Here is a 25,310-nt window from a genome sequence, read left to right on the forward strand (position 1 = left end):
TCAGTGCTGGGGCACGACCAGGATCTTGCCGTCGCGCTCACCCGAGGCGGCGGCCGCCACGGCCTGCTTGATGTCGCTGACATCGTATTCGGCGGCAATCGGAGCCTTCAGGGCGCCGCTGGCGATCTGGCGGGTTACTTCGCTGTAGATGGCCATCTGCTGGTCACGGCCAGCCTGGCTGAACCAGCGTGACAGCCAGAAGCCGCGCAGCGAGATGTCACGGAAGACCACGTTCGCCGGCGACATCTGGCATGGCTGGCCGCTCATCATGCCGTAGTTGACCACGGGGGAGCCGGCGGTCAGGCAGTTGGCCAGATGGTCGGTAGCGTCACCGCCCACGGCATCGATGCCCAGACGGATGTCGGCGCCGCCCGTGGCTTCCTTCACGCGTTTGTGGAGGTCGGGACCGTCCACCAGGGTGACGTCGCCGCCCTGGGCCGCAACACCGGCCACGGCGGATTCGCGCCGGACCACGTTAACGGTGTGCAGCCCCTTCTGGGCCGCCAGCCGGATCAGGTAGCCACCAACGCCCGAATTGGCGGCGTTCTGGATGACCCAGTCGCCTTCCTTCAGATCCACGAACTCCTGCAGCATGAGCAGGGCAGTGGGCGGATTGATGGTCATCATGCTGAGCTGCTTCGGGTCCGCGTCATTGGGCAGCGGTACCAGGTCCTTCGCCTCTGCCAGAACATGGCTGGACCAGGTCCCGGATCCCACCGGCAGAAGCACGGTCTGGCCCTGGTCGAGGCCGGAGACGCCCTCGCCGGCCTCGGCGACGCGGCCAACTCCCTCATTGCCGCCGACCGCCGGCAGCTCTGGCAGGATGCCGTAGTCGCCGGTCAGGGTAAGGACATCGGACGGGTTGATGGGCGCCGCCAGCACCTCTAGCAGCACCTGGCCACTGCCGGGTTTCGGGGTTTCTTCGGAAACGGCTTCAATAACGTCCTGGGGGACGGGGCCGCGACTGCTGTATTGCGCCTTGAGCATGGGGATGCTCCCTGCTGGTGTGTGTGTTGTTCAGCGTATTCCGTTGTACTCTCATGTAAAGCGCATGGATTGCCGACCGGGGTCACCAGTGGCATCTTCGACCAAGGTCGGACGCAAAATGGACGCGGGAAGCGTACAATGGGTCCCCGGAAACCGGAGCGAAGCCGGGTCTTTCGGTGATCCGCAAAGGCAGACTCGCCGGACGTCTATTATGATGGGGGCTGAGCAAGTTCCGATCCGAGCACCGAACACTGCCAAAGGAGTCCTCCGTGAAAGCATTCTTCCATCCCTCGCAGAACCGGCACCGTCCGCTGACCTACCTCACGCGCGGCAAGATGCGTCCGCCGCAGGAGATTCCAGAGCGCACGCCGGAGCTGCTCACGGGCCTGGAGAACGTGGGCATGCAGGTTGCGGAGCCTGTGGATCACGGCATGGCTCCCATCGGCGCGGTGCATGACCTCGGGTATCTGCGTTTCCTGGAGTCCGCGCACCGGCGCTGGCCGGAGGACTGGGGCGAGGAAGTCATGTCCAACATTTTCGTGCGCGCCCCTAACCACATGCACGGCATCCTGGCCGAATGCGCCCGCTACCAGGCGGACGGCAGCTGCCCCATCGGCGAGGGGACCTGGGAAGCGGCCTACTGGTCGGCCCAGAGTGCGCTTTCCGGGGCGGATGAACTGCTTGGTGGTGAGCAGCGCGCCTATGCCATGTCGCGCCCGCCGGGTCACCACGCGCGGCGCGACGCCGCCGGCGGCTTCTGCTACCTGAACAACGCGGCCATTGCCGCCCAGGCCCTGCGCAGCCGCTTCCAGCGCGTGGCCATCCTGGATCCGGACATGCATCACGGTCAGGGCATCCAGGAGATCTTCTACGACCGCGACGATGTGCTCTATATCTCCATCCATGGCGATACCACCAATTTCTACCCGGTGGTCAGCGGCCATGAGACCGAGCGCGGCGAAGGCGCGGGCTTCGGTTACAACATCAACATGCCCATGCCACACGGCTCCCCGGAGTCGACCTTCTTTGAGCGTCTGGAAGAGGCGCGCAGCGCCATCCGCCTGTTTGACGCGGACGTGCTGGTCGTCTCGCTCGGCTTTGACGTCTATCAGGACGACCCGCAGGCGAAAGTGGCCGTCTCGCAGAGCGGCTTCGAGCGCATGGGCGGGCTGATCAGCGAGCTGGGCCTGCCCACGCTCGTGGTCCAGGAAGGCGGCTACCACCTGGAGTCGCTGGCGGACAACGCAACGGCTTTCTTCACCGGGTTGAAGTGACGCCGCCCGGTGTCATCTACAAACGGGAGGCGCGCAATTGCCCTCCCGCCACAACGCTGAAGGACAGAGGCACTCATGACAGATAAACAGCCAACCATCACCTATACCGAGACCGACGAAGCACCTGCGCTGGCCACCTACTCCTTTCTGCCCATTGTCAGGGCCTTTGTCTCGCCCGCAGGCATCAAGGTCGAATCCTCCGACATCTCCCTTGCCTCCCGTATCCTTGCCCAGTTCCCCGATTACCTCCCGAAGGACAAGCAGGTTCCGGATTACCTGCAGCAGCTCGGGGAGCTGACCCAGGACCCGAATGCCAACATCATCAAGACGCCCAACATCAGCGCCTCCGTCCCGCAGCTTCGGGCGGCCGTCAAGGAGCTGCAGGAAAAAGGCTACCCGCTGCCGGAGTACCCGGAGAACCCCCAGACCGATGACGAGAAGGCCCTCAAGGACCGCTACGCCAAGGTGCTGGGAAGCAACGTGAACCCCGTACTGCGCCAGGGCAACTCCGACCGCCGTGCGTCCAACGCGGTCAAGGAGTACGCCAAGAAGCATCCGCACCGCATGGGCAAGTGGAGCCAGGCCTCGCGCACCCACGTGGCGCACATGCGCAAGGGCGACTTCTACCACAGTGAACAGTCGACCACCATGGAGAAAGCGGGCAATGTCCGCATCCAGCTGGAAGGCAAGGAAACCGGCAAGACCACGGTCCTCAAGGACAGCGTGCCGGTGCTGGAAGGCGAGGTCATCGACGGCATGTTCATGAGCGTGGCTCAGCTGCGCCAGTTCCTGGAAGAGGAGATCGAGGGGGCACGCCGTGCCGGCCTTCTGTTCTCGCTGCACGTGAAGGCGACGATGATGAAGGTCTCGCACCCGATCGTGTTCGGCCACGCCGTGACCGTCTACTTCAAGGACGTGTTCGAGAAGCACAGGGAACTGTTCGAGAAGATCGGGGTGAACCCGAACGATGGTATGAGCCACCTGTACCAGAAGATCCAGGACCTCTCTTTCTCCGAGCGTTCCGAGATCGAGGAGGACATCCGGGACTGCTTCATCAACCGCCCGGAGATGGCGATGGTCGACGCCGACCGGGGCATCTCCAACCTGCACACGCCCAGTGACGTGATCGTGGATGCCTCCATGCCCGCCATGATCCGCGATGGCGGCAAGATGTGGGGTACGGACGGTAAGCTTAAGGACACCAAGGCGGTCATCCCCGAGAGCACCTACGCCACCATCTACCAGGAAGTGATCAACTTCTGTAAGCACCACGATGCCTTCGATCCCAGCACCATCGGCACCGTGCCCAACGTGGGTCTGATGGCCCAGAAGGCCGAGGAATACGGCTCCCACGACAAGACCTTTGAGCTGCCGGAAGACGGCATCGTCCGCGTGGTGGACGACGACGGCAACACCGTCTTCGAGCACGAGGTTGAGAAAGGCGACATCTGGCGCATGTGCCAGACCAAGGACGAGCCGATCCGTGACTGGGTCCGCCTCGCGGTTGAACGTTCCCGCGCCAGTGGCATGCCGGCGGTGTTCTGGCTGGATCCGGAGCGGGCCCACGACGCCCAGCTCATCCAGAAGGTGGAACACTACCTCAAGGAGCACGATACCGAGGGTCTGGATATCCGCATCATGGGCTATGACCGGGCCATCCGCTGGACCATGGAGCGCATGGTCCGTGGCAAGGACACCATCTCGGTGACAGGCAATGTGCTGCGTGACTACCTCACGGACCTGTTCCCGATCATCGAGCTGGGCACCAGCGCCAAGATGCTCTCGGTGGTTCCGCTGCTCAAGGGCGGTGGCCTGTTCGAGACCGGTGCCGGTGGCTCCGCGCCGCGCCACGTGCAGCAGTTCCTGGAAGAGGATCACCTGCGCTGGGACTCCATGGGTGAGTTCATGGCCATGATGGTCTCCCTCGAGCACATGGGCGACAAGCAGGGCAATCCGCGTGCCGCGGTGCTGTCGCAGACCCTGGACCGGGCCACGGCCCGCTTCCTGGAGGAGGACCGCTCGCCCTCGCGCAAGTCCGGTGAGCTGGACAACCGGGGCAGCCACGTCTGGCTGGCGCGGTACTGGGCCGAGGAACTGGCGAACCAGGATGAGGACAAGGACCTGAAAGAGCACTTCCAGAAGATGTCGAAGAAGCTGGAAGACAACGCCGATCAGATCCTGCAGGAACTGATCGACATCCAGGGGCAGTCCGTGGACATTGATGGCTACTATTACCCGGATGCCCAGAAGATCAAGCAGGCCATGCGGCCCAGCGAGACCCTGAACGCCATCATCGACGAGTTCGTGGACTGATATGAGCGAAGTGTCCGTCCCCGAGACCATGGCGGCGATGCAGCTGATGGGCCACGGGGGTGTGGATCAGCTGCAGTACCACACGGATGTAGCCACACCGCGCCCGGCACCGGGCGAGGTGCTGGTGAAGGTCAGTGCCACGGCCAAGAACAACACCGACCGTAAGGCCCGCGAGGGCCTGTACCCCACGAAGGACAAAGAGGAGGTGGCCTCGTTCGCCATGGGCGGCGAGCCCACGCTCACCTTTCCCCGTATCCAGGGGGCCGATGTGGCTGGCCGTGTTGTGGCCGTGGGCGAAGGAGTGAATGAGGGCCGCGTCGGTGAACGCGGCCTTCTTGATTTCAACCTCTATCCGGATGACCGCCGCGACATCAACCTGACGCCGGACTACTACGGTCACGGCGCCGATGGTGGTTTCGCCGAGTACATCGCGGTGCCCTCGGACCAGTTCCACCGGGTGGACAATCCGGAGCTGGCGGATGCCGAACTCGCGGCCCTGGGCATGTGTTCCTACCAGACGGCAGTGCACATGCTGAACGTGGCCGGTGTGACCGCGGGTGAGCGGGTCCTTGTGACCGGCGCCAGTGGCGGTGTGGGTACGGCCCTGATCCAGCTCTGTCGCATCATGGGCGCCATTCCCTATGCCCTCAGCCAGCAGGAGAAGGCTCCGGCGCTGAAGGAGCTGGGTGCCGAGGCGGTACTGGACCGTTCGGACATGGAGAGCTTCACGGACAGGGTTATGGCCGAGACCGGTGGCGAGCCCATCGACGCGGTCATGGACCTGGCCGGTGGCACGATGACTGACCGATTCATCGACACCATGATCACGGACATGACCCGCCGAAGCACCTATCCACGGCTCAGTATTGCTGGTGCCAGCGCCGGTAACGTCAGTGAGGTGCTGTGGACGCGGATCTACCTTTACCAGGTCCAGATTTTCGGGGTGTCCCACGGGACCCGCGAGGAGGCGGAGCAGCTGGTGGCCTGGATCCGGTCCGGGCAGCTGAAACCCGTCCTGCATGGGGCCTTCCGGCTTTCGGCGCTGCGTGAGGCGGAGGAATACTTCGTCAATCGCGGCAGTGGTTACCTGGGCAAGATCGTCATCGTTCCCGACAGCGAGTGGGACGCACAGGGTGCGCCCTACGCCATTGAGGCCCAATCATGAGCAATGACCTGACCCTGCGGTTGATGGACACCCATGCCGGCGGGGACGTAAGCCGGATCGTGACCGGTGGTATCGCACCACTGCCCGGCAGTACCGTGCGCGAGCAGATGGAGTACCTGCAACGGGACGCGGACGGCCTGCGTAAGCTGCTGCTGTTCGAGCCCTATGGGATCCCGGAGATGTCCGTGGACCTGCTGGTCCCGCCTGCGGACCCGCAGGCAGCGGCCGGCTACATCATCATGGAGGTAATGGGCTACCCCATCTACTCCGGCTCCAACACCATCTGCACCGCCACCGCCGTGCTCGAGCAGGGGATCGTTCCCAAGCAGGAGGGCACCCAGCGGTTCCAGCTGGAGGCGCCGGCGGGCCTGGTCCAGGTGGAAGCCCGGGTGGAGAACGGTGTGGTCGAGGCCATTACCTGTGAAGGGCTGCCCAGCTACATCGACAGCTACCGTCATACCATCCATGTGCCCTCACTGGGCGACGTCACCTACAGCGTGGCCTACAGTGGCGGTTTCTATGCGCTGGTGGACGCCACCGACCTGGGCTTTGACCTGACACTGGACGAAGAGGATGACCTCTCGGACTGCGCCCATCGCATCGTCGAGGCCATCCAGGCGGAGCGGGGCTTTTCCCATTACACCCTCGGGGACGTGGGGCCGTTGCCGTTCCTGCACTTCATGGGTCCGGTGGAGCAGGTGGCGGACAATTTCTACCGCTCCCGCTCCACCACCTATGTGCATCCGGGAGTTATCTGTCGCAGCACGACCGGCACTGGCACCTCTGCACGCCTGGCGCTGATGCACTACGAAGGCCGTATTCAGCCCGGTGACCGTCTTGAGACGGTCTCCCTGCGCGAGACCGGTTTCATCGGCAATTTCACCGGCGTCCACCAGGAAGGCCCGCACCAGGTGGTGGAGAACACCATCACCGGCAAGAGCTACGTGCTGGCCCACTCGGACATCGTGGTGAACTGTGATGACCCCATGGTCGAGTGCAGCGGGCTGCAGCACATCGTGTCGTCTTAGGTTCCGGTGGTCTGGGCGTTGCGGCGATAACTGCTGAACCGGCCCAGAACCTCCGCCATCCGATCATCATCCAGAAGCACCGGTTCGCCGATGGGCAGGAGCTGCCCGTAGCTGCGGGCCAGGTGCTCCACTTCCTGCGCCAACTCCAGTGCCGCAGCTGGTGTGTCCGCCAGTGCCACCTGCCCATGGTTGGCCATCAGGCAGGCATCCCGGTCCGCGAGCCCCTGGGCCACGTGCTGCGCCAGCTCTTCTGTGCCGAAGGTGGCGTAGGGGATGCAGGGGATGTCCGTGCCACCGGCCACCGCAACCATGTAATGGAAGGGGGGAATGCGGCGGCGCAGACAGGCCAGGCTCATGGCCCAGGGAGAGTGCACGTGGATAACGGCACCGGCATCCGGGCGCTGGCGATAGATGGCGGCATGGAAAGAGGCCTCGCTGGAGGGTTTGAGAGGGCCGCGCCAGCGGCCATCCAGGTCGGTTTCCACCAGGTGTTCCGGCGTGATGTCGTCGAAATGGCATCCGGAGGCCGTGATCAGCATGCCATCGCCGCAACGGGCGCTGACATTGCCGGACCGGCCCTGATTGAGGCCCGTGGCGTTCATTGCCCGGGCTGTGTCTACAAGCTGTGCGTCCAGAGTCATGACGCACACTTTCCCTGATCGACCGGTGGCGTTCAAGAGCCGCGGGGAGCCTTTTCGGTATCCGGGTCATCCAGGCTGACCACGTAGACGTGATTGCGCCCGTGCTCCTTGGCGCCGTAGCAGGCCCGGTCGGCGGCCTCCATGACGGATTCCGGATCCCCGTGATGACTGCGGATCTCGGTAACGCCGATGGAAGCGCTCAGCCTGAAAGTGATACTGCCGGAGCTGAAGATGTGATCCGCGATCCGTTGCCGCAGTTCCTCGGCAAGGCGTTCGGCCACATCCACGGGGCAGTAGGTGAAGATGAGGGCAAACTCATCGCCACCCAGGCGGGCCAGGATATCGCCTTCGCGCAGCTGGGCGCGGATGATCCGGCACAGCTGGATGAGACAGTCATCCCCGGCCTGGTGGCCGTGGGTGTCATTGATCTCCTTGAAATAGTCCAGGTCCACAAAACACAGGGCATGGCGACTGCGTTCGTAACCGGTGTTCTCCAGGCAGATGGCCAGACGGTTGAGGAATTCCCGGCGGTTGATGGCCCCGGTCAGTGAGTCGTGGCTGGCCTCATAGCTGAGCTTCTCCACCTGGCTCCGGTGGTGGGAAATGTCGTCCACCACCACGATATAGTCCGCGATACGGCCGCGGTGGTCGCGTACCGCGCTGAAGGTGAATTCCAGCCAGAGTGGCGTACCGTCCTCCCGGGTCCAGGGTTCATCGCGGGTCAGAGTCCATGTGCCGTGACGCAGGACCCTGTGGCGCAGGCTCGGCATATCCAGGGCGGTTTCGCCTTCATTGAGTAGCAGAAGCTGGTCCAGCTGCATGCCTTCCAGGGAATCCTGGGGATAACCCAGGGTCTGGGCGAAGCGCTGGTTGGCCGAGCGGATGATGCCGGAAAGCGAAAGCCGGGCCATGCCCACGGCTGCGTGTTCCAGTGTGGTGCGCAGCTCATCCTCGGTCCGGGCCATGCGCCTTGCGGCACTGACGAACAGCATTGTCACCAGCACGCCGGCCAGCGCCAGAACCGTGGCCACGGTCAGCAGGAGGAGCCCGTTCAGGGTGCGGTCGATGCGGCCCAGGCTCGAGGAGAAGTCGGACTCCATGGCCACCAGCTCCTGGTTGATGCGGTCGACCTCGTCCCGGAGATTGGGGTATTCGGCGCTGTCGATCTCGTCCTCCGACAGCAGCGTCAGGATCTCCTCGAGACGAAGGACATGCGGGTCCGCATCCCGCCAGATCTGCAGTGGGGAATGGAACAGGCTCGAATACCCCATGTAGCGGTACACGTTGATCAGGCGGGGAATGTCATCGGCATGGCTGCCCCCCTCCCGGAACATCTCGGCAGCGCGCTGGGCCTTCATGGGCGATGCGGTCATCGCCTGGCGTGCCTTGCGGTAGGCCAGCGGCGTTACCAGGCCCTCGCGGGCCTGGTTCAGGTGTGCCGGGTCGTCGGTCTCTGTGTATCGGTTCAGGTGGTAGACGGCGGCCTGCCGCCCCTTGGACCAGAGGCTTTCTCCGGTCGCGTAGGCGCGCACCCCGGTCTTGAACTCAATCAGGGCCGTGGCGGCCCCGAACGCCAGAACCAGCAGCAGGACGATAGAGCCCAGCCCTACCCGCATCAGGGTATGAGAAGACTGGGCCTGGTAGCCGCCGGACATCACCATTGCCAAACCTCCCTGTTGGTTTGGTCGCAAGCCTCAATTCAGCCTACTCCCGAATGGCTGTCAGCGCCGATTACAGAGTGTGAGCATCGTCACCATCCCTGTGACGGAATGTAGCGCAGAGACCGGCGGCTGGTTCAGGCGCCGGGATGGCGCAGCAGATCATGCAGGACGAGGCCGGCATCGATGCCGTCGTCCCCGAACTCGATGCCGTCATCCATGTCCAGCAGGGTGCCGGCACGCTGGCGGCGAAGCAGGTCATGGGCCCATTCCGGCGTGCGCGGGTCATCCTCCTCGCGGCGCAGATCCTCCATCAGCATCTCGGAGGCCTCGGGCGGCAGCCAGTGGAGAACGGGGCGGCGCTGGGCGCAGGCCAGGCGGTAGACGGCGGGGCCGGCGATCCTGTCCCAGCGCACCGGTTCAATGCGCACCCCCATGGCTTCCAGAAGGCGCCGGGCGCTGCGGGTCAGCCTGCTCTGCAGGATAAGGGTGTCCAGGCCAGCGGTTTCAGCGCTGGTGTGTATACCGGCGGTATGAACGGATTCGGGATTGGAATGGATGGTAGCTTCCAACACGGGCTTCTCCTTGAGTCTTTCAGAGGATTATTGGAGAAGCCAACGCGGAGTCGAAACGGAGGGTTGGGGCACGGGATGGTAGTGGTGCAGTGCCCTTTCCGACCTTTCACCCTTGACGCGAAGGCTCCAGTCTCTGTTCCGAGGAGGTAATCGGGCTTAGTGGCGGAACCACCATACCGTTGCGCGACAGCCCCGGATTCTCACCGGAGTTCCCCTCGCTGCGGAACGCGACCAATGTAGGTCAGCAGGGCGGCCCAAAGCAAGCGGTAGCGGAATGAATAAACGGCAATTGGTCGTGACTTTCAGTGCCGGAAGGCTCTGGGTAGGATAGGGGCGACATCCGTAAAGGGAGTAGTGTAATGCGCACAGGCAAGCAGTTCGCAGGCGTGTTTCTGGCAGGTGTGATGCTCGTGGCTGCCGGTTGCGCCAGTGTCGGCAAAGACTTTGCAACTCACAAGGTGGAAGAGATCAATGTCGGCGAGACGACCCGCTCGGACATTGAAGCCATGTTCGGCGATCCGTGGCGCACTGGTCTCGAAGACGGCAAGCGGACCTGGACCTATGCCAAGTACCGCTGGTCCGCCTTCCGTGAAGCGGAAACCACGGACCTGGTGGTGCGTTTCAACGAGGACGGCACGGTCGACTCCTACGTCTACAACACCACCCAGTAACCCTGAACGGGCCCAGACGGGCCCGTTACTGCTTCAGGGTATTCAGGACCGCTTTCGCGGTTTCCTCGGATGAGGCCGGATTCTGGCCGGTTACCAGTCTGCCGTCGCGGACCACGAACGAACTCCAGTCATCCCCGCAGCGGTAATCCGCGCCATTGGCCTCCAGCATGTCCTCCACCAGGAAGGGCACGACCTCGGAAAGACCCACTGCTTCCTCTTCGGTATTGGTGAAACCGGTTGCCTCCCGGCCCTTGACCAGCGGTTCGCCGTTCGCACCCTTAACGTGCCGGAAGACACCAGGGGCGTGGCAGACAGCACCGATCACCTTGTCCTGTCTGGCGGCGTTCTCGATCAGACGGATGCTGTCGGCGTCCTCCGCCAGGTCCCAGAGCGGGCCGTGGCCGCCGGGGTAGAAGACGGCATCGAACCCGTCGATCGACAGGTCCGAGAGTTTCTGTGTCGTCGCGAGCGCTGTTTTCGCGTCCTCATCCGTCTGGAAGCGGCGAGTGGTCTCGGTCTGGGCATCGTCCGCCTCGCTGTTGGGGTCAACCGGAGGCTGACCGCCCGCGGGGCTGGCCAGTGTCACCTCGGCTCCGGCATCGCGGAATGCGTAGTAGGGTGCCGTGAACTCTTCCAGCCAGAAACCGGTCTTGTGGCCGGTGTTGCCCATGTCGCTGTGCGATGTCAGGACCATCAGGATCTTCATGGGGTTCCCCCTGTCTGTTCGTGTGGGTGATCACGCTGTGGTGATGTACGGATCCCGTCAGTGGGATCGGGGCTGGCTACGGGCGGTTAATGGGCTATGCTCTCCCCGGACCCGGGTCCAAAGGAAGCCGGACACAGAAAAGGACGCCCAACCATGCTGATCATTCCGCTCCATAAAGCTGTTTCGCGGAAGAACTTTCCGCTCGTAACCCTGTTGCTGGTACTTCTGAATGGTGCCGTGTTCGCCATCTTTCAAGGTGGCGACACCGAAGTCATGCAGCAGGCGGCCTCGTACTATCAGGAGAGTGGCCTCGAGAAGCGGGAGTGGGCCTGGCTGGAGGAGTTCGTTCCCGGCTATGAAATGGAATTCCGCAACCAGATGGAACAGCTCGACAGGGCGGCGGAGAATGATGTGGCAGCCCGGCGCATCGCGCTTGCCCGCTCGCGCATGGTGGAATCCCATCCGGATTTCCTGCCGGCGCTGCGATCCGGCGACATCATTGACCCGGACAGCGACCGGTATGCCGACTGGCAGGCCGACAGGGCCGAGTTCGAACGGCTCATGGACCAGAGCTTTACGCGCCAGCACATGATGCACTATGACGATGTGGAGCCGGTAACGCTGCTCAGCCACATGTTCCTGCACGGTGGTGTGGGGCACCTGGTTGGTAACATGCTGTTCCTGTTGCTGCTGGGCATTCTGGTGGAAGGCGCGCTCGGGCCGGGTCTGTTCCTGGCGGCCTACCTGGTGGCGGGGCTTGGAGGCTCGGCCCTGTCCCTGGCGGTCCACTGGGGCACACCAACCGGCATGCTCGGGGCGTCGGGCGCCATTGCTGGGCTCATGGGGCTGTTCACCGTCCTCTACGGGCGTCTCAGGGTGCGCTTCTTCTACTGGGTCTGGGTCTATTTCGATTATGTGCGTGCGCCCGCCATTGTGCTTCTGCCGGTATGGCTGGGCTGGGAGCTGCTGCAGTTCCTGCTGGCGGAGGGCAGCAATGTGGCCTATGAGGCCCATGCGGGCGGTATCGCCACCGGCGCCCTGATCGCCGCCGGTGTGCGGGCCCTGGGGTGGCAGCGTGATGGGTTCCTGCAGGAGGAGTCCCATCGCGAGGATGACCGGGAGGCACTGGAAGCGGCCCGGCAGGACCTGGCCGCCCTGAACGTGACGCGCGCCAAACACCGGCTCCGGCCCCTGCTGGAGCGTAACGCCGACGATACCGCCGTACTGGAGAGCTGGTATCACGCCTGTAAGATCCAGAAAGAGGACCCGGATCTGCACGACGCCGCCGGCCGCATCCTGGCCCTGCCCGGGGATAGCGCCGAGGAGCGTGCGCTGGTCATGGAAACCTTTGCGGATTACCGCCAGCGCGCCAACCTGAAGCTTACAGCCAGCCAGGTCACGGATCTGTGCTGCCGTCTGTTGCGCTGGGAGGCGCTGGAGGAGGGGCTGCTGCTACTGGACCGCTTGCTGCGGCTGAAGAAGACACCGGAGGAACTGCCCCGGGCCTGCCTGATCGCCGCCCAGCAGCTGCGGCGCCAGGGCCGGAGCGACGATGCCCGGCCCTACATGGAGGCCGTGCAGCGGCTGACCAGTGATCCGGCCATGATGCGGGCGCTGCGCCAGATCCAGGACTGAGCCCGCCCGGGCAGGGCGGGTCAGCTTGTCGCGATGCGTTCCGCCCGCTCTGCCAGTTCATCCACCCGTTCGCGCAGTTCATGGTCCGGGAAGTGCTTCTGGAGCTGGCGGAGGATCCTGAGTGCCTTCTGTTCATCACCCCGGCCCTCGAACAGCGCCTTGGCGCCGAGGAAGTAGTTCTCCGGCAGGTGGGGGTGCTTCGGGTTCTGCTTGCCGAAGGGGCTGGTCAGGCGGATGACCAGCTCATGGTGGTCGTACTGGTCCGCGAGGCGGGCCAGGTCGCGCACCTGTTTCGGGTGTTCCGGCTGGAAGCTGGCATCAACGCGCAGCGCTTCCTCGGCGATGCTCATGGCTTTCTTGGGCTGTTCCAGCCCGTAGAGAAGGGTGGAGATGTATTCCCGGGAGTGGGCAAGCAGCTCATCCGTGCGGCCCTGGAGGCGCAGCAGTTTCCGGTAGCGCTCGTGCTCTTCCGGCTGGAGGCCGCTCTGGCGGAGCTCCTTCTGCAGGCGCTCAATCGCCTCGTCCACGCTGCCTTCCGCCACCAGGCCTTCCACCTCCTGGAGCAGTGGGCTGAGGTCTGGGTTGGCGGCACGGGCCCGGTCAGCGGCGGTGACCTCCTGTTCCACGCCCAGCATGTCATGGTGCTGGTAAACCAGGTAGCCCATCAGGTGAAAGGAGGCGATGAGAAAGTAGCCGCCAATCAGGAATACCCCGACATGGCCTGCCAGGCTGGGCCCGAACAGGCCCGCCACCAGGGATTCCGCCATGCCCTGACTGACCGAGAGCATGAACAGCAGCAGCGAGGCGATGAAGTAGGGAAAGCCCACCGAGCGCATGATGCCGACCCAGGTGCCCGGGTTGAGTGCCGACATCAGGCTGTTGCTCATGGCCAGGGTGATGATGGCCGCCGGCAGCGCCAGTACGATGAAAATGGCAGCAGCCGCGACCAGTGTCAGGGAGCCGGTGACAATCGCAATGCCGGTAACCGCGAACCCCAGGACCACGAAGAGCACGAAGGTTTTCACCAGCACCCAGCTGTTGCTCTTGCGCTGGATCTCGGGTGGATCCATCCAGCCCCGGGCAGTGGCCTCGAGCACGTCATAGGCGAATTTGTAGAGCACCACCCAGGCCGCGATCACCAGGATAAGGCCAAGAAGCGGGACCACCATCCCGATCAGGTAGAGTATGGCGGCGAGCCCGAGCGTGGTCAGGCAGGCGGTCTTGAAAGGGTAGCCGAAGATCTGTGGCAGACGTTCCCAGACCGGGGGTACCCGGCCGCTGTCCCTGGCAATTGAACTCATGGATCCTCCGTGGATATTCCTGATTTTGAGGGTATGCCCTGTCCGTACTGACCGACTGGGTCATCGAACGTTGATAGGAAGATAGAATGTCCGACGCTGGACGGCAAATCAGCCGGCGTCGAGTCGTTTCTCGAGCACCAGGAACCACAGATCGGCCACTCTGGGTTCGCCGAAGCGTGGGGACTCGGGGAATGGGGCGGTTTCGCCGGTGCGTGTGAACCCCAGGGATTCGTACCAGCGCAGCAGCTCTGAGCGCTGATGGAGGACACGGATGCGCAGTGTACGGCAGCCCAGGCGCGAACGGGCGGTCTGTTCCGCATCCGTGACCAGGCGCCGGCCAAGCCCCTCGCCCTGGTGCTCCGGTGCCACGGCAAGCATGCCCAGTTCCGCGGTGTTGGCGTCCAGGTGCTCAATCTGTTGGGTACCGACAAGGGTGTCGCCCTGCCATGCCAGCCGGAACAGGGACTCCGCCAGCAGTTCCCGGATCATCGGGGCATCGGTGCGCTGGCCGCCCAGAAGGTCGGCCTCCGTGGTCCAGCCCTGGCGGCTGATGTCGCCGCGGTAGGCGCTGTTCACGCGTTCGGCGATGGCCTCAGCGTCATCCGGGGTGGCATCGCGCAGTAGCGGTTCACTGGCACCGTTCAGAAGCTCATGGGCCCGTGAGAAATCCACGCCGCCGCTGAGTTCCCCGGGTTCATACCGGAAGCCGCAGCCGGAGCGGCGCATGGCCGGCTCGCGGATGGCACCCGGGCTGGGGCGTGTATCGTCCTCATCACTCATGGTCGCCTTTCTCCATCCGGTAATCCTGGCGTTATTATGGCCCGCCGGAGACGGGCTGCACAGGGCAGCGCTGTTTGGGCTGGCGTGGTAGGCTCCCGGGTCATCACTGGTTCTCCGGAGGAGTGCAACGTGCGAGGCAATCCATTCCGTGGCATGGGCTATCTGGGCGAGGGGTTCCGGCTGATCCGCCAGCCGGGACTGCGCCTGTTCGTGGTGCTGCCGCTGATCCTGAACATCGTCGTGTTCGGTGTGCTCATCTGGTTGCTGGGTGAGGGCTACGCCGTGATGGTGGACGCTGCCATGGGCTGGCTTCCGGACTGGGAGTGGCTCCAGGTTCTGGACTGGGTGTTCTGGATCCTCTACGGCCTGGTGATCCTTCTGTTGCTGGCCTATGGTTTTGTGATGGTGGCCAATCTTATCGGGTCGCCCTTCTACGGTTACCTCTCCGAACTGGTGGAGAAGGAAATCGCCGGGGAAACGCTGACACCGGACGACGGCTGGCTCCAGATCGTGAAGGACATTCCCCGTGCCCTGTATCGGGAGGTCCGGAAAATCGTCTACTACCTGCCCCGGGCACTGGTGCTGTTTGTGCTGGGGCTGATCCCGGTGGTGAACCTGCTGGCTGCGCTGCTCTGGTTCCTGTTCAACAGCTGGATGATGGTGTTGCAGTACGTGGATTACCCGGCGGACAACCACCGTGTTTCCTTCGATGGGCTGCGTAAGCGCGTGGCGACCCAGCGGCTGACGGCGCTGGGCTTCGGGGTGCCGGTGGCGGTTCTGGCCATGGTGCCGCTGGTCAACCTGGTGCTGGTGCCGGCGGCCGTGTGTGGCGCCACCGTGTACTGGACCCGGGAGATGCGGGATGCGGACCAGAGAGGAGCCGCCTAGGCATGGCGAGCGAGACCCGTTACCTGCTGTATTTCGGCGGCTTCTGGCTGGTGCTGATCGGGGGTGCCACCTGGTTCTTTGGCGGTATTACCGAGAGTCAGCGGAACCCGAACCAGACTCCTGAAACGGAAATGGTCAACGGTGTCCAGTCCATTGAGCTGGAGGCCAATCGGCAGGGTCACTATGTCGCGGGGGGCGGCATCAACGGGGCCGACGTGACCTTCATCCTGGACACCGGGGCAACCCGGGTGACCGTCTCGGACGCGATTGCCCAGCGGGCGGGGCTCGAGCGCGACAGTCGCGGCAGGGCACGTACTGCGGCCGGCACGGTCACGGTCTGGAGCACCACGATCCCGGAGCTGCGCCTCGGTGATATGCGCTTCCGGAATGTTCCGGGCGCCATCAGCCCCTCCATGGACGACGACATGGCGCTGCTGGGCATGAGCGCCCTGGGGCAGGTGGACTTCTCCCAGCAGGACGGCGTCCTGACGCTGCGGCGCGCCGGCCCCTGACGACTCAGGGCGCCAGGAAGCCGTTCAGATGCTCCGCCACCGCCTCTGGCTGCTCCTCCTGCAGGAAGTGCCCGGCGGCCACCTCGCGCACCGTGATGGACTCGAAACAGTCCTCGATGTGGTTCAGGTATTCCGGCAGGATCACGTGGTCCTGGTTGCCATAGATGTAGAGCCCGGGCATCGGCCAGACATGATCGGCGAGGGTGGCCCAGCGTTTGGCGTCGTCATGGAAGGTGCGGTAGTAGTTGGCACTGGTGTGAGGCGTGCCGGGTATCCGGAAGGTGCGCACGTATTCGTTGAAGGCCTCTTCCGGGAAGGGCTCGCGATTGGCCAGTTTCAGGAAATAGCCCAGCCACTCGGTCTCCGCGCCCGGGATCATGGCCTCGGGGAGCCCTTTCGTCTGCATGAAGTGCTGATACCAGTACTGGGCACCGCCTGAGCCGCGAACCTTCTCGATCACCTCCTGATTGCCGCGCAGATTGTTGATGATGGCAATGTTCAGGATGACCATCCGCTGCACGCGCTCCGGCTCCGCCAGGGCCATTTCCTGGGCCACCACGCCGCCCCAGTCGTGCCCCACCAGCTGGAACCCTTCGATGCCAAGTGCATCCAGTAGGGCGATCACGTCCCGGGCGAGGTTCTGCTTGCGGTAGTGTTCCGCGCCTTCCGTGCGCTCGCTGTCACCCAGACCGCGGAGGTCCGGAGCAATCACTCTCAGGCCGGGGTTCAGGTGGTCACTGACCGGAGCCCAGCACCAGGAACTCTCAGGCCAGCCGTGGATCATGACGACCGGGGTTCCGGCGGGGTCGCCGCCTTCACGCCAGGTGAAACGGCCGCGTTCGGTATCAATGGACCGTGCAGGGCTCAGTGACATGGGTCTCCCTCCTTGGCATGGATCAGAAGAAAAAGAGGATGGACTGGCCGATCACCACGGTGAACAGCAGCGAGGCCAGGGTCCCGATCAGGACGTATTCCGCGAATTCGCGCTCCTCCAGCTGGCGGAACCGGGCGAAGCCCTTGGCAGCCAGTATGAGCGCGATCACGTTGTAGTTCTGGGCGAAGACCACCACCAGGTAGATGAGCCAGCGTTCCAGCATGCCGATCACGCGGCCGGCGTTGTACTCGCGGTCGTCCACGGTGTCCGGCTCGCCGTGGCTGGAGGTGGTGGGCTCCATCTGGAAGCGGTGGAGCAGGGCCCGGATGGCCAGGTTGGTCTCGTTCGCCACCAGCAGGAAGCCGAGCAGACCCAGCAGGGCTGGCCGCAGCACCGCCGGTGGATGCGCGGGCAGCAGCCAGGAGCCGGGCATCCCGTAATGGGCGGAAAGGAAGGCCACTACCGCTACCAGTGCACCGCCCGCCAGGCGCCCCTCGTTGAGTCGTTCCTTTGGCATCCAGGCCTCGGAAAGGGCAAGCGAGGCGGTCACGGCTGGAATGAGGGCCAGGGTATGCAGCCCCGGTGTCAGCACGCCGATCAGCACCACCTGGACCAGTGCCAGGCCGGTCCATTCATGCGTGGGCAGGGGCCGGTCCCGGAAGGTGAACCAGAGACGGGTGAGCAGCCAGGCATTGAGGAACAGAAGAATGGCCATGGGAACTCCGTTTCAGTCGGTGCGCGCCAGGGCGTTGTTCATGCGCCCGGTCAGGGCCTGGGTCAGCTGGATGGCATGTTCAAGGCCGCCCTCACGAATGTTCTTGTACACACTCTGTTCCGTGATGTCGAGATGGTCGGCAATGGTCCCCGCTTTCCACCCCTGCAACAGCAGCCGCAGGATGTCGAGCCGGTTGGGCCGCCATTTCCGGAGCTGGTGGTCCAGCAGGCCGAGGGCGCTCTCCTGCAGGCCATCGTCCTCCGGGAGGCCAGCCACAGCAAGGATCCGTCCGTCTTTCTTCATGCGTTCCAGCAGGTCACGTGCCTGGTAGAAGGCGGGGCCGTCCATGCCGATGGCCTGTTCCGGGTTGATCCGGGTGGTGATGGGCCCGATCCCGAGAGCAAAGCGCAGCCCGACTGGATGCAGTGCCCTCAGGATGGCGAGGATGTCCGGGAAGACCCGGTCCGCACCCTTGAATACGGCCTGGAATTCATCGCCGAGGGTGATGGTGTAGGGGGAGGCCAGTCCAGTCCTATCCTTGTGGAGCGTGTGCAGCTCGGCTTCCAGCAGTGTCTGGACCTGCCCGCGGTTGGCCAGTTGTCGGGAGCCGATGACATCGGCGATCATCACCAGGTGGTTCATGGTGCCAGCTCCAGTGAGCGTGATCACAGAGTAAACCATATCAGGTTATTTTGTCTTTTTAAACCAAAATGGTTTAATTGAGTTTTTTAACCCAGAACTGTATTACAGGGACGATTCATGCGTTACGCCATCCACCAGATTGATGCCTTCACCGATCGCCTCTTCGGCGGCAACCCGGCGGCCGTGGTCCCCATGGACGAATGGCTCCCGGACGAGACCCTTCAGGCCATTGCGGCGGAGAACAACCTGGCCGAGACAGCCTTCGTGATTCCCGGCGGGGAGAGCTGCAAGCTGCGCTGGTTCACGCCCACGGTGGAGGTGAACCTGTGTGGGCATGCCACCCTGGCGGCAGCCTATGTCCTGTTCCGCGAATACATGCCCGAACGCCAACGCATCGACTTTGAAACCCGCAGCGGCACGGTATCCGTCATCCGTTCCGGGGATGTGCTCAGTCTCGACTTCCCGGCGCGTGCCGGCGAGCAGGGCGCCGTCACGGCGGAACTGGAAGCGGCTCTGGGGGGCCGGCCGGTGGACGTGCGGGAGAGTCGTGACCGGATGGTGGTATTCGAGGATGAGGCCACCGTGCGCAACCTGCGGCCGGACCTGGCGGCGGTCGCCGACCTGGATACGTTTGCCGTCATCACGACGGCACCGGGAACGGACGTTGACTTCGTATCGCGCTTCTTCGCACCCGGCGCCGGCGTGCCCGAGGATCCGGTGACGGGGTCGGCGCATTGCACGCTCATCCCCTACTGGGCGGAACAGCTTGGGCGCCATCATCTCAGCGCCCGGCAGGTTTCGGCGCGCGGGGGTGAGCTGGACTGCGAGTGGCTCGGCGAGCGGGTGCGTATCGGCGGGCGCTGCGTGGAGTATCTGCGCGGCAGTATCGAGGTCAGCTGATTTCCCGCCAGGCCAGGCTCTGGAGCTCGGAAAGGCTGTGGACGTACTCGACCTGCTCAGCGTTCTCCACGGTGCCCTGCCTTGCCCGGCGCACGGTGGCTATGGCGGCTTCCGGTTCATGCCCGAACTCAACCAGCAGCCGGGCGGCAACCGTGCCTGTGCGTCCGAGACCCGCACGGCAGTGAAGCAGCACGTCCTCGCCCTGGCGCAGCCGCTCCCGCACGACCGGCCCCGCCTCGGCCCAGGCCAGTTCAAAGGCGCTGCCCGGGGCACTGAAGTCCCGGATGGGCGCGTGGAACCAGTCAAACCCGCGGGCGGGTACGGTTTCCGCCATGTGTGGCACACCCAGCGTCCGGAGCTCGGGATCCTGGACCAGTGTCACCATGGTCCGGGCGCCCCAGCGTCTGATGGTGTCCAGATCCTTATCCAGATCCCGCTGGCCGCCCATCAGGCCCCAACCGCGCAGGTAACGGCCCGGGCAATAGCTCATGCCAATGCGCCCCCGGGTCTCCGGGGCGCGGATAACATCAATGGGCAGCGGTTCCAGCCAGGACAGCGACATGGGCCAATAATGGCCTTAGTCTGGGGGGATGTGAAGCCACAATACCGGAGGCACAATGAAATACCTGTTTGAGGTCCATATCCGCGAAGGCCACACGGCGGAGGAGTACGCTGATGCCTGGGTGCGGGCGAGCGAGATCATCCAGCAGGCCGCCGGCGCTCGGGGTACAGCACTGCACCGGAAGATGGACGACCCCAATGTGCTGATCGCCATTGCCGAATGGGACAGCAAGGCGGACCGGGATGCCATGGAATCGGAGCAGGATCCCAGGGTGGCCGAGATCATCCGGAGTGCCTCCCACCTGTGCGATATCCGCCCCATCGGTGAGTTCGATGAGCCCGAATGGGTGGTGATGCCGCCGGGCGGAGGTGAATCGTAACTTGTCAGCCTCGCCGTTACGGCTAACATGGGGTTACAGAACACGGAAATCTGAGCCATGACCCGACAGATCCTCTGCGCCCTGGCGCTTCTCACCCTTGCTGGCTGCGCCAGCACCGGCGGTTCCCTTCAGAAGCCCACTCCTGTCACGTCCCGGGGCGATGCCGTGGACCTGACCGAGCGGCAGACCGTGCACAGCATCCTGATGGACCAGTACGCCAAGTGGAAGGGCACACCGCACCGCATGGGCGGCATGAGCCAGAATGGCGTGGACTGCTCCGGGCTCGTGCACCGGACCTTCCTGGCCCGCCTCGGGCATGATATCCCCCGCACCACCCGGCGACAGGCCACAGTGGGGCGCACCATAAGCCGTGACCAGCTGCGCCCGGGTGACCTGGTGTTCTTCAAGACCGGTTACAAGACGCGCCATGTGGGCATCTACATGGGGGATCAGCAGTTCTTCCACGTTTCCTCGAGCCAGGGTGTCTCCCTGTCCAACCTCAACAACCGCTACTGGGCCTCCAACTACTGGCATTCGCGCCGGTTGAGCGGCGATTAACGGCCAGAACAAGCCCTCCATGAGTGCCAATGCCGGATCTGCGTGTGGTACCGAACGGACACCGGTCCGGCATTCTTCTACGATCCTGATTTCAGATCCCATTTCAGGGGTGCCCGGAGGTCGAAGGCATGACCCACTATGCAGGTTTTGTACCCTATACGCCGGATGGCGCCAACCCCCGCAGGCTGCTGGAGCCCTCCCGTTCCTGTATTGAGGCCATGCTGTTCGAGGAGCGTGAGCGGGCCAGGGTAACGCTTGATTCAATTGGTGATGCCGTGATCAGCACGGATATCCGTGGTCGCATTACCTACATGAACGTCGTCGCGCAACAGATGACCGGCTGGTTGTTTGAAGACGCCAGGGGTAAGCCGTTTACCACGATCTTCCGGGTTCTGGATGCCAACACCCGAGAGCCCGTCGGTAATCCGGCCGAGAGGGCGATTCAGGAAGACTGTATCGTTGCGCTCGCCGCCAACACCCTCCTGGTCGACCGAGAAGGTGAGGAAGTGGCGATCGAGGATTCGGCAGCGCCCATCCATGATCGGCAGGGTCGGGTCTCAGGGGCCGTCGTCGTGTTTCACGACGTGAAGTTCTCCCAGGCCATGACGGACCGGATGGCCTATCTGGCCCGCCATGATGCGCTGACCGGACTGCCCAACCGTACAGCCCTCAGCGAAAGCTTTGATCATGCCACAGCACTTGCCAAGCGGCATCATCGCAAGGTGGCGCTGTTGTTCGTGGATCTCGACAATTTCAAGGAAGTGAATGACACACTGGGTCACCAAGCCGGAGATGAGCTGCTGGTGAACCTGGCGCGCATGCTGTCGAGCTGTGTTCGGAAAACCGACACTGTCTGCCGTTACGGGGGTGATGAGTTTGTTGTACTGCTCAGTGACATAGAGCGCCTCGGTCACCCTGGGCGGATGGCCAGGAAACTGCGGCGGGCCGTTTCGGAGCCCGGCCTGCTGGAAGGGTATGGAACTACACTGACACTGAGCATTGGCATCAGCGTCTTCCCCGACGATGGCCTCACCATGGAGACACTGCTGCACCGAGCGGATGACGCCATGTACGCTCGCAAGTCCCTGTCCCGGGCGAAGGTGGCAGCCGCTACCACGCCCCGGAGCACCGGGAGTCCATCACGGATGGCGGGTTCACTGGTCCGGCGCTCATGAGGGTGCCGGGATCCCCTGCAGCCGATCCGTTTCACGCTTGACGGTGGCATAGCATTCACAGCACATCTGCTCCAGGGTCTCCCGGTCCAGTACCCAGATGCGGCCGCGCGAATACTCAATAACCCCGGAACGCTGAAGCTTGCCGGCCGCCTCTGTGACGCCCTCACGCCTGACGCCGAGCATATTGGCGATCAACTCCTGAGTCATGACCAGTTCATTGGTCGGCAGACGATCCATGGAAAGCAGCAGCCAACGGCACAGCTGCTGTTCAATGGTGTGGTGACGGTTGCATACCGCAGTCTGTGACATCTGCGTGATCAGCGCCTGTGTGTAGCGGAGCAAGGTCATGCGCATATCCGGGTCCCGGTTGAACCCCCGCTTCAGCTCAGCGGCTGGCAGGCGGTAGGCGGAACCGGCACTCTGGACCACGGCCCGGCTCGGGGTACTCTCCCCACCCATGAAGACAGCAATGCCCACCAGTCCCTCGTAGCCGACGACCGCGATTTCCGCCGAGGCACCATTGGTCATGACATAGAGCAGGGAAATGATGCTGTCTGTGGGGAAGTAGACGTACTCCAGATCCTGATCGGCCTCATAGATAACATCGCCCAGCTTGAGCTCGACCAGCTTGAGATGCGGAATGAGACTTTCCCGGGCTTCCGGCGTCAATTGAGTAAGCAGGCGATTGTCGGTTGGCTCCGCAACGGGCGGTCTGTGGGGCGACATGCTGACCTCGATACGTCAGGGGTACCCGGCACCGGGTATCCGAATCATTCAGGGAGGCTTAATGCGAGAAGCGCTCTTCTGGTGTCACTATAGGACAGTTTATGGTCCGTTATGGGTGATTATTTGCGATAGAGGCCACAAATCGAGTGGTTTGAGCCCTTAACGTCATGAGCGGGCATCTTATGCGGGGGTGGGGAATGCCGGAGCCGAATGGATCGGCCCCGGCTGATGCGTTAAAGATTGGCCGGCCTTCCGGCATCGGGAAGGCTGTAATCGCAGACACCCTGGGGGTGAATCGCCTTCAGGCGCTCGACCTGTTCCGGTGTGAAGCGGCGGCTGCCGTAGGTGCCATCGTTCAGCGCCCTGGAAACCGGCTTGAGCTGGCACTTGAACACGTCCCCGGTAATCGGGCCACCCGCCTCAATGCGTGACGTGGTGTAGACCGGGAATTCCCGGGTGCAGGCGCCTTCGCCACCGTTATCCAGGATGCCGCTCCAGACGTTCCTGCCGGAGGCAATGACATTGCCCTGATAGCCGAAGCAGGTATCCACCGCTGTCTCCGGCCGGTTACGGGCGATACGCCGTTTCGGGTCGCGCAGGATATTCCCCATCCATTCGTCCATCACCCGGAGCGCCTTCAGCGTCATATTGAACTGGGAGCCCGGGTAGGGTTTGGGGCCGATACTGGCGAACCAGATCGTCTGGTGTCTGGCCGTTCCCATCTCATTGCGGATGCGCTGGCGGGTGGCGAAGGACTGGTGGGCGTTGTGCATGTCCAGGATGGGTTCCATGTAGTCCCGGATATCCAGGATCGGCATCCGGATGTCGCCATGGAAGATCATACCGGTCTCATAGAGAGAACGGATTGCCTCCAGGTCGCCTTCGTGGCGTGGTGCCGGCTCGCCGTTATCGCTGAGCATCATGTTCCGACGGCTCCAGGGGTCGAAGTTGGCCGGTGTGGGCTCGCCGATGAAGGGGAAGCCTTCCTGGACCGCTTCGCTGCTCGGCTTCCAGCCGCCCACCTCCGCGTTGACCTTCAGGAACTGATCGGCTCCGATCTCGCCGCTGCGGAATGCTTCCAGTCCGTACTGCACGCCCACGTTGTCCACGGCGCGATTGGCGTAACCGTCCTCGCCGATGCCGTAGATGTGGCGCAGGTCATCCATGTGGGTCCACTCGATCTCCGCGATGTCGGACTGGGGTTCCCAGCGCTGCATCTCCGGCACGCCGCCGAAGTTGGGATTGAGCACCAGTGGTGACAGGCCCCGCCAGGCCGGTACGCACTCGGTCATGCCCGGGGCGGCGGCAAAGCCCAGCGCACGTTGGATGTCGAAGAAGGGATTGCCGAGGAAGTTGGTAGCGTTCAGCCCCACCAGCAGGCTGCGGTTGTCCGTGACCTGCCAGAACGGGTTGTTGCGGTCCGTGGCATCCATGTAGTGCTCCAGCAGCTCGCAGTCACCCACGTGGATGGTCTGGGTGACCATGTCCGGATAGGAACGCTGGGGAATGGCCGCATCGAGCAGGTCCGGATGGTTCTGGCCGTAGACGTACTGCTGGATGGCGCCACCGGAACCACCAAGACCGACGGTGTACTTCGGCACGCCATAACGCTCGATGAAGCGTTCCTTGGTCATCAGTGCGGTCTCGCCGCCCACCTGCAGGTTGTAGTGCACGTCCGTGCTGTTGCCGGTGGAGTAGGCAATGGCGTGGCCCAGCCCGAGCACGTCCTCGTTCATGGCCAGGCGCTGGGACCACTCGCCCTGTGTATGGCCGATGGCGACGCCGCCCTGGAACTGGTAGACGAGGCGCCCGTTCCAGCGGTGCGTATCGGTCCCGTCGTCATTGCCGATGCGCTCCGGGTCCACCAGCATCGCGTAGCTGTAGATGAAGCGGTTGATGGTCCCGCGTTCTACGCGCACCACAAAGTCGACGGTATTTCCGTCAATGGTCTCAGTCTGCGCCAGGTCTGCCGGGCGCTCTCCGTCTTCCGGCCAGTCCCGCCATTCGCCGCCCGTGGTGCGGTAGGAGTAGGTGATGAAGGGCTCGATGGCGCAGTTCCTGCTGTAGCCGATCACGGTGTCGCCGGCGTCGTTATAGACCCTGAAGCCTGGGGGCGTTGCGGCATCCACTTTGGGTTCAATGCCGAATTCGCTGGGCGTCATGCAGATGAAGGGCGACTGCTGCGGGCCGGAGAAGACCGGACCGGAAACCGGGTGGTTGGTCAGGGTCAGTGTTCGGACGTGGCCGAAACGGTCGTGGACCAGGTTCAGCTCATTGTCGCCCTCATTCAGGCCCTCGATGACGCCCTCCAGCCGCCAACGGCTGGCCTTGAACGTATTCAGGTCGACTGGGGAGCCGTTCAGCGTCAGAGAGAGCCGTTTGCGCTGCCCCGGGGGCGCCTTGATGGCAATCCGGGCGTCGCCGCCGGTCACCTGCTGCGGGTCGCTGGAGAGAACGGAGAGCTCGATGTTCCAGAGCAGGCCGGGTGGCAGCCTGAAAGGCCCCATGGCAAGCGCCGTGGTGGCACTGAAGAGGAGAGCCGCCATGATGGTGGCGGTAAGGCACGCGGACACGATTATTCTTGGCATTGTCGTTTCCCCCGATGATGAAATACTCCCTGTAAAGCGCCCGACAACTGCCCGACT

General features: G+C 63.7%; 25 protein-coding genes. 12 read left to right on the plus strand and 13 right to left on the minus strand.

The genetic code is table 11. The features are described 5' to 3' along the window. Entirely contained in the window at positions 1-987 is a 987-nt protein-coding gene (locus F3089_RS11300; RefSeq protein ID WP_151440899.1) for a zinc-dependent alcohol dehydrogenase family protein, read from the minus strand. A gap of 269 nt (positions 988-1,256) precedes the next feature. On the opposite strand from F3089_RS11300, the gene F3089_RS11305 reads away from it, so the two are divergent. From F3089_RS11305 to F3089_RS11320, 4 genes are all read left to right on the plus strand, one after another. Next, the gene (locus F3089_RS11305) at positions 1,257-2,261 is read left to right on the plus strand and encodes a histone deacetylase family protein (protein WP_151440900.1); all 1,005 of its coding nucleotides are present in this window, start codon (positions 1,257-1,259) and stop codon (positions 2,259-2,261) included. 75 nt (positions 2,262-2,336) lie between these two features. Further along, on the plus strand, positions 2,337-4,574 hold the full coding sequence (locus F3089_RS11310) for an NADP-dependent isocitrate dehydrogenase (RefSeq protein WP_151440901.1): 2,238 nt from the start codon (positions 2,337-2,339) through the stop codon (positions 4,572-4,574). Position 4,575: 1 nt separating this feature from the next. After that, a complete protein-coding gene (locus F3089_RS11315; RefSeq protein ID WP_151440902.1) occupies positions 4,576-5,739 on the plus strand; it encodes a zinc-binding dehydrogenase in 1,164 nt (387 codons plus the stop codon). Next, positions 5,736-6,767: a proline racemase family protein gene (locus tag F3089_RS11320; protein ID WP_151440903.1), complete on the plus strand. Its 1,032-nt coding sequence runs from the start codon at positions 5,736-5,738 to the stop codon at positions 6,765-6,767. Before F3089_RS11315 ends, F3089_RS11320 begins: the two co-directional genes overlap by 4 nt. On the opposite strand, the gene F3089_RS11325 is transcribed toward F3089_RS11320, so the two are convergent. From F3089_RS11325 to F3089_RS11335, 3 genes are all read right to left on the minus strand, one after another. Next, positions 6,764-7,408, minus strand: coding sequence for a class II aldolase/adducin family protein (locus F3089_RS11325; RefSeq protein WP_151440904.1), 645 nt, complete (start codon positions 7,406-7,408; stop codon positions 6,764-6,766). The genes F3089_RS11320 and F3089_RS11325 overlap by 4 nt on opposite strands. Before the next feature lie 32 nt (positions 7,409-7,440). Next, positions 7,441-9,069, minus strand: coding sequence for a GGDEF domain-containing protein (locus tag F3089_RS11330; RefSeq protein ID WP_151440905.1), 1,629 nt, complete (start codon positions 9,067-9,069; stop codon positions 7,441-7,443). Positions 9,070-9,203: 134 nt separating this feature from the next. Beyond that, positions 9,204-9,641: a hypothetical protein gene (locus tag F3089_RS11335; protein ID WP_151440906.1), complete on the minus strand. Its 438-nt coding sequence runs from the start codon at positions 9,639-9,641 to the stop codon at positions 9,204-9,206. A gap of 359 nt (positions 9,642-10,000) precedes the next feature. On the opposite strand from F3089_RS11335, the gene bamE reads away from it, so the two are divergent. Then, a complete protein-coding gene (gene bamE, locus F3089_RS11340; RefSeq protein WP_192497356.1) occupies positions 10,001-10,312 on the plus strand; it encodes an outer membrane protein assembly factor BamE domain-containing protein in 312 nt (103 codons plus the stop codon). A 25-nt stretch (positions 10,313-10,337) separates the two neighbouring features. Here bamE and F3089_RS11345 read toward each other — a convergent pair whose 3' ends face one another. Then, a complete protein-coding gene (locus F3089_RS11345) occupies positions 10,338-11,018 on the minus strand; it encodes a type 1 glutamine amidotransferase domain-containing protein (RefSeq protein ID WP_151440907.1) in 681 nt (226 codons plus the stop codon). Positions 11,019-11,171: 153 nt separating this feature from the next. On the opposite strand from F3089_RS11345, the gene F3089_RS11350 reads away from it, so the two are divergent. Further along, positions 11,172-12,653, plus strand: a complete 1,482-nt coding sequence (locus F3089_RS11350) for a rhomboid family intramembrane serine protease (protein ID WP_192497357.1) — start codon at positions 11,172-11,174, stop codon at positions 12,651-12,653. Positions 12,654-12,673: 20 nt separating this feature from the next. Here the strand turns inward: F3089_RS11350 and F3089_RS11355 are convergent, their stop codons facing one another. After that, positions 12,674-13,954 (minus strand): DUF4013 domain-containing protein, encoded by a 1,281-nt coding sequence (locus tag F3089_RS11355; RefSeq protein ID WP_151440909.1) that lies wholly within the window; start codon positions 13,952-13,954, stop codon positions 12,674-12,676. A 108-nt stretch (positions 13,955-14,062) separates the two neighbouring features. After that, complete coding sequence (locus tag F3089_RS11360) at positions 14,063-14,734, minus strand: GNAT family N-acetyltransferase (RefSeq protein WP_225741738.1); 672 nt, start codon at positions 14,732-14,734, stop codon at positions 14,063-14,065. Between the two features lie 153 nt (positions 14,735-14,887). On the opposite strand from F3089_RS11360, the gene cysZ reads away from it, so the two are divergent. Both cysZ and F3089_RS11370 read left to right on the plus strand, forming a co-directional pair. Then, positions 14,888-15,622, plus strand: a complete 735-nt coding sequence (cysZ, locus tag F3089_RS11365; RefSeq protein ID WP_225741742.1) for a sulfate transporter CysZ — start codon at positions 14,888-14,890, stop codon at positions 15,620-15,622. Between the two features lie 2 nt (positions 15,623-15,624). Then, positions 15,625-16,134, plus strand: coding sequence for a retropepsin-like aspartic protease family protein (locus F3089_RS11370; RefSeq protein WP_151440911.1), 510 nt, complete (start codon positions 15,625-15,627; stop codon positions 16,132-16,134). Between the two features lie 4 nt (positions 16,135-16,138). Here the strand turns inward: F3089_RS11370 and F3089_RS11375 are convergent, their stop codons facing one another. The 3 genes from F3089_RS11375 to F3089_RS11385 are packed head-to-tail and all read right to left on the minus strand — an operon-like array spanning position 16,139 to position 18,365. Continuing rightward, positions 16,139-17,008: an alpha/beta fold hydrolase gene (locus F3089_RS11375; RefSeq protein ID WP_151440912.1), complete on the minus strand. Its 870-nt coding sequence runs from the start codon at positions 17,006-17,008 to the stop codon at positions 16,139-16,141. A 22-nt stretch (positions 17,009-17,030) separates the two neighbouring features. Further along, positions 17,031-17,723 (minus strand): hypothetical protein, encoded by a 693-nt coding sequence (locus tag F3089_RS16070; RefSeq protein WP_225741739.1) that lies wholly within the window; start codon positions 17,721-17,723, stop codon positions 17,031-17,033. Between the two features lie 12 nt (positions 17,724-17,735). After that, complete coding sequence (locus F3089_RS11385; RefSeq protein ID WP_192497358.1) at positions 17,736-18,365, minus strand: SatD family protein; 630 nt, start codon at positions 18,363-18,365, stop codon at positions 17,736-17,738. A gap of 117 nt (positions 18,366-18,482) precedes the next feature. On the opposite strand from F3089_RS11385, the gene F3089_RS11390 reads away from it, so the two are divergent. Beyond that, positions 18,483-19,265 carry a PhzF family phenazine biosynthesis protein gene (locus tag F3089_RS11390; protein WP_151440914.1) on the plus strand — a complete coding sequence of 261 codons (783 nt, stop codon included), beginning with the start codon at positions 18,483-18,485 and terminating at the stop codon, positions 19,263-19,265. Here the strand turns inward: F3089_RS11390 and F3089_RS11395 are convergent. Continuing rightward, the gene (locus tag F3089_RS11395; RefSeq protein WP_151440915.1) at positions 19,258-19,827 is read right to left on the minus strand and encodes a cyclin-dependent kinase inhibitor 3 family protein; all 570 of its coding nucleotides are present in this window, start codon (positions 19,825-19,827) and stop codon (positions 19,258-19,260) included. The genes F3089_RS11390 and F3089_RS11395 overlap by 8 nt on opposite strands. 55 nt (positions 19,828-19,882) lie before the next feature. On the opposite strand from F3089_RS11395, the gene F3089_RS11400 reads away from it, so the two are divergent. The 3 genes from F3089_RS11400 to F3089_RS11410 all read left to right on the plus strand — a co-directional run bounded on the left by F3089_RS11400 (position 19,883) and on the right by F3089_RS11410 (position 21,939). Further along, the gene (locus tag F3089_RS11400) at positions 19,883-20,206 is read left to right on the plus strand and encodes an antibiotic biosynthesis monooxygenase family protein (protein WP_151440916.1); all 324 of its coding nucleotides are present in this window, start codon (positions 19,883-19,885) and stop codon (positions 20,204-20,206) included. A 57-nt stretch (positions 20,207-20,263) separates the two neighbouring features. Continuing rightward, entirely contained in the window at positions 20,264-20,764 is a 501-nt protein-coding gene (locus tag F3089_RS11405; RefSeq protein WP_077528767.1) for an NlpC/P60 family protein, read from the plus strand. A 128-nt stretch (positions 20,765-20,892) separates the two neighbouring features. Continuing rightward, positions 20,893-21,939: a diguanylate cyclase domain-containing protein gene (locus tag F3089_RS11410; RefSeq protein WP_151440917.1), complete on the plus strand. Its 1,047-nt coding sequence runs from the start codon at positions 20,893-20,895 to the stop codon at positions 21,937-21,939. Here the strand turns inward: F3089_RS11410 and F3089_RS11415 are convergent. Together F3089_RS11415 and F3089_RS11420 are read right to left on the minus strand one after the other, a co-directional pair. Further along, positions 21,934-22,665, minus strand: a complete 732-nt coding sequence (locus tag F3089_RS11415) for a Crp/Fnr family transcriptional regulator (RefSeq protein WP_151440918.1) — start codon at positions 22,663-22,665, stop codon at positions 21,934-21,936. The two genes, F3089_RS11410 and F3089_RS11415, sit on opposite strands and share 6 nt — an antisense overlap. A 233-nt stretch (positions 22,666-22,898) precedes the next feature. Beyond that, positions 22,899-25,253 (minus strand): DUF6351 family protein, encoded by a 2,355-nt coding sequence (locus F3089_RS11420; RefSeq protein ID WP_151440919.1) that lies wholly within the window; start codon positions 25,251-25,253, stop codon positions 22,899-22,901. Positions 25,254-25,310: the final 57 nt, after the last annotated feature.

The organism is Halospina sp. K52047b, assembly GCF_008709855.1.
Lineage (GTDB): Bacteria > Pseudomonadota > Gammaproteobacteria > Pseudomonadales > Oleiphilaceae > Halospina > Halospina utahensis_B.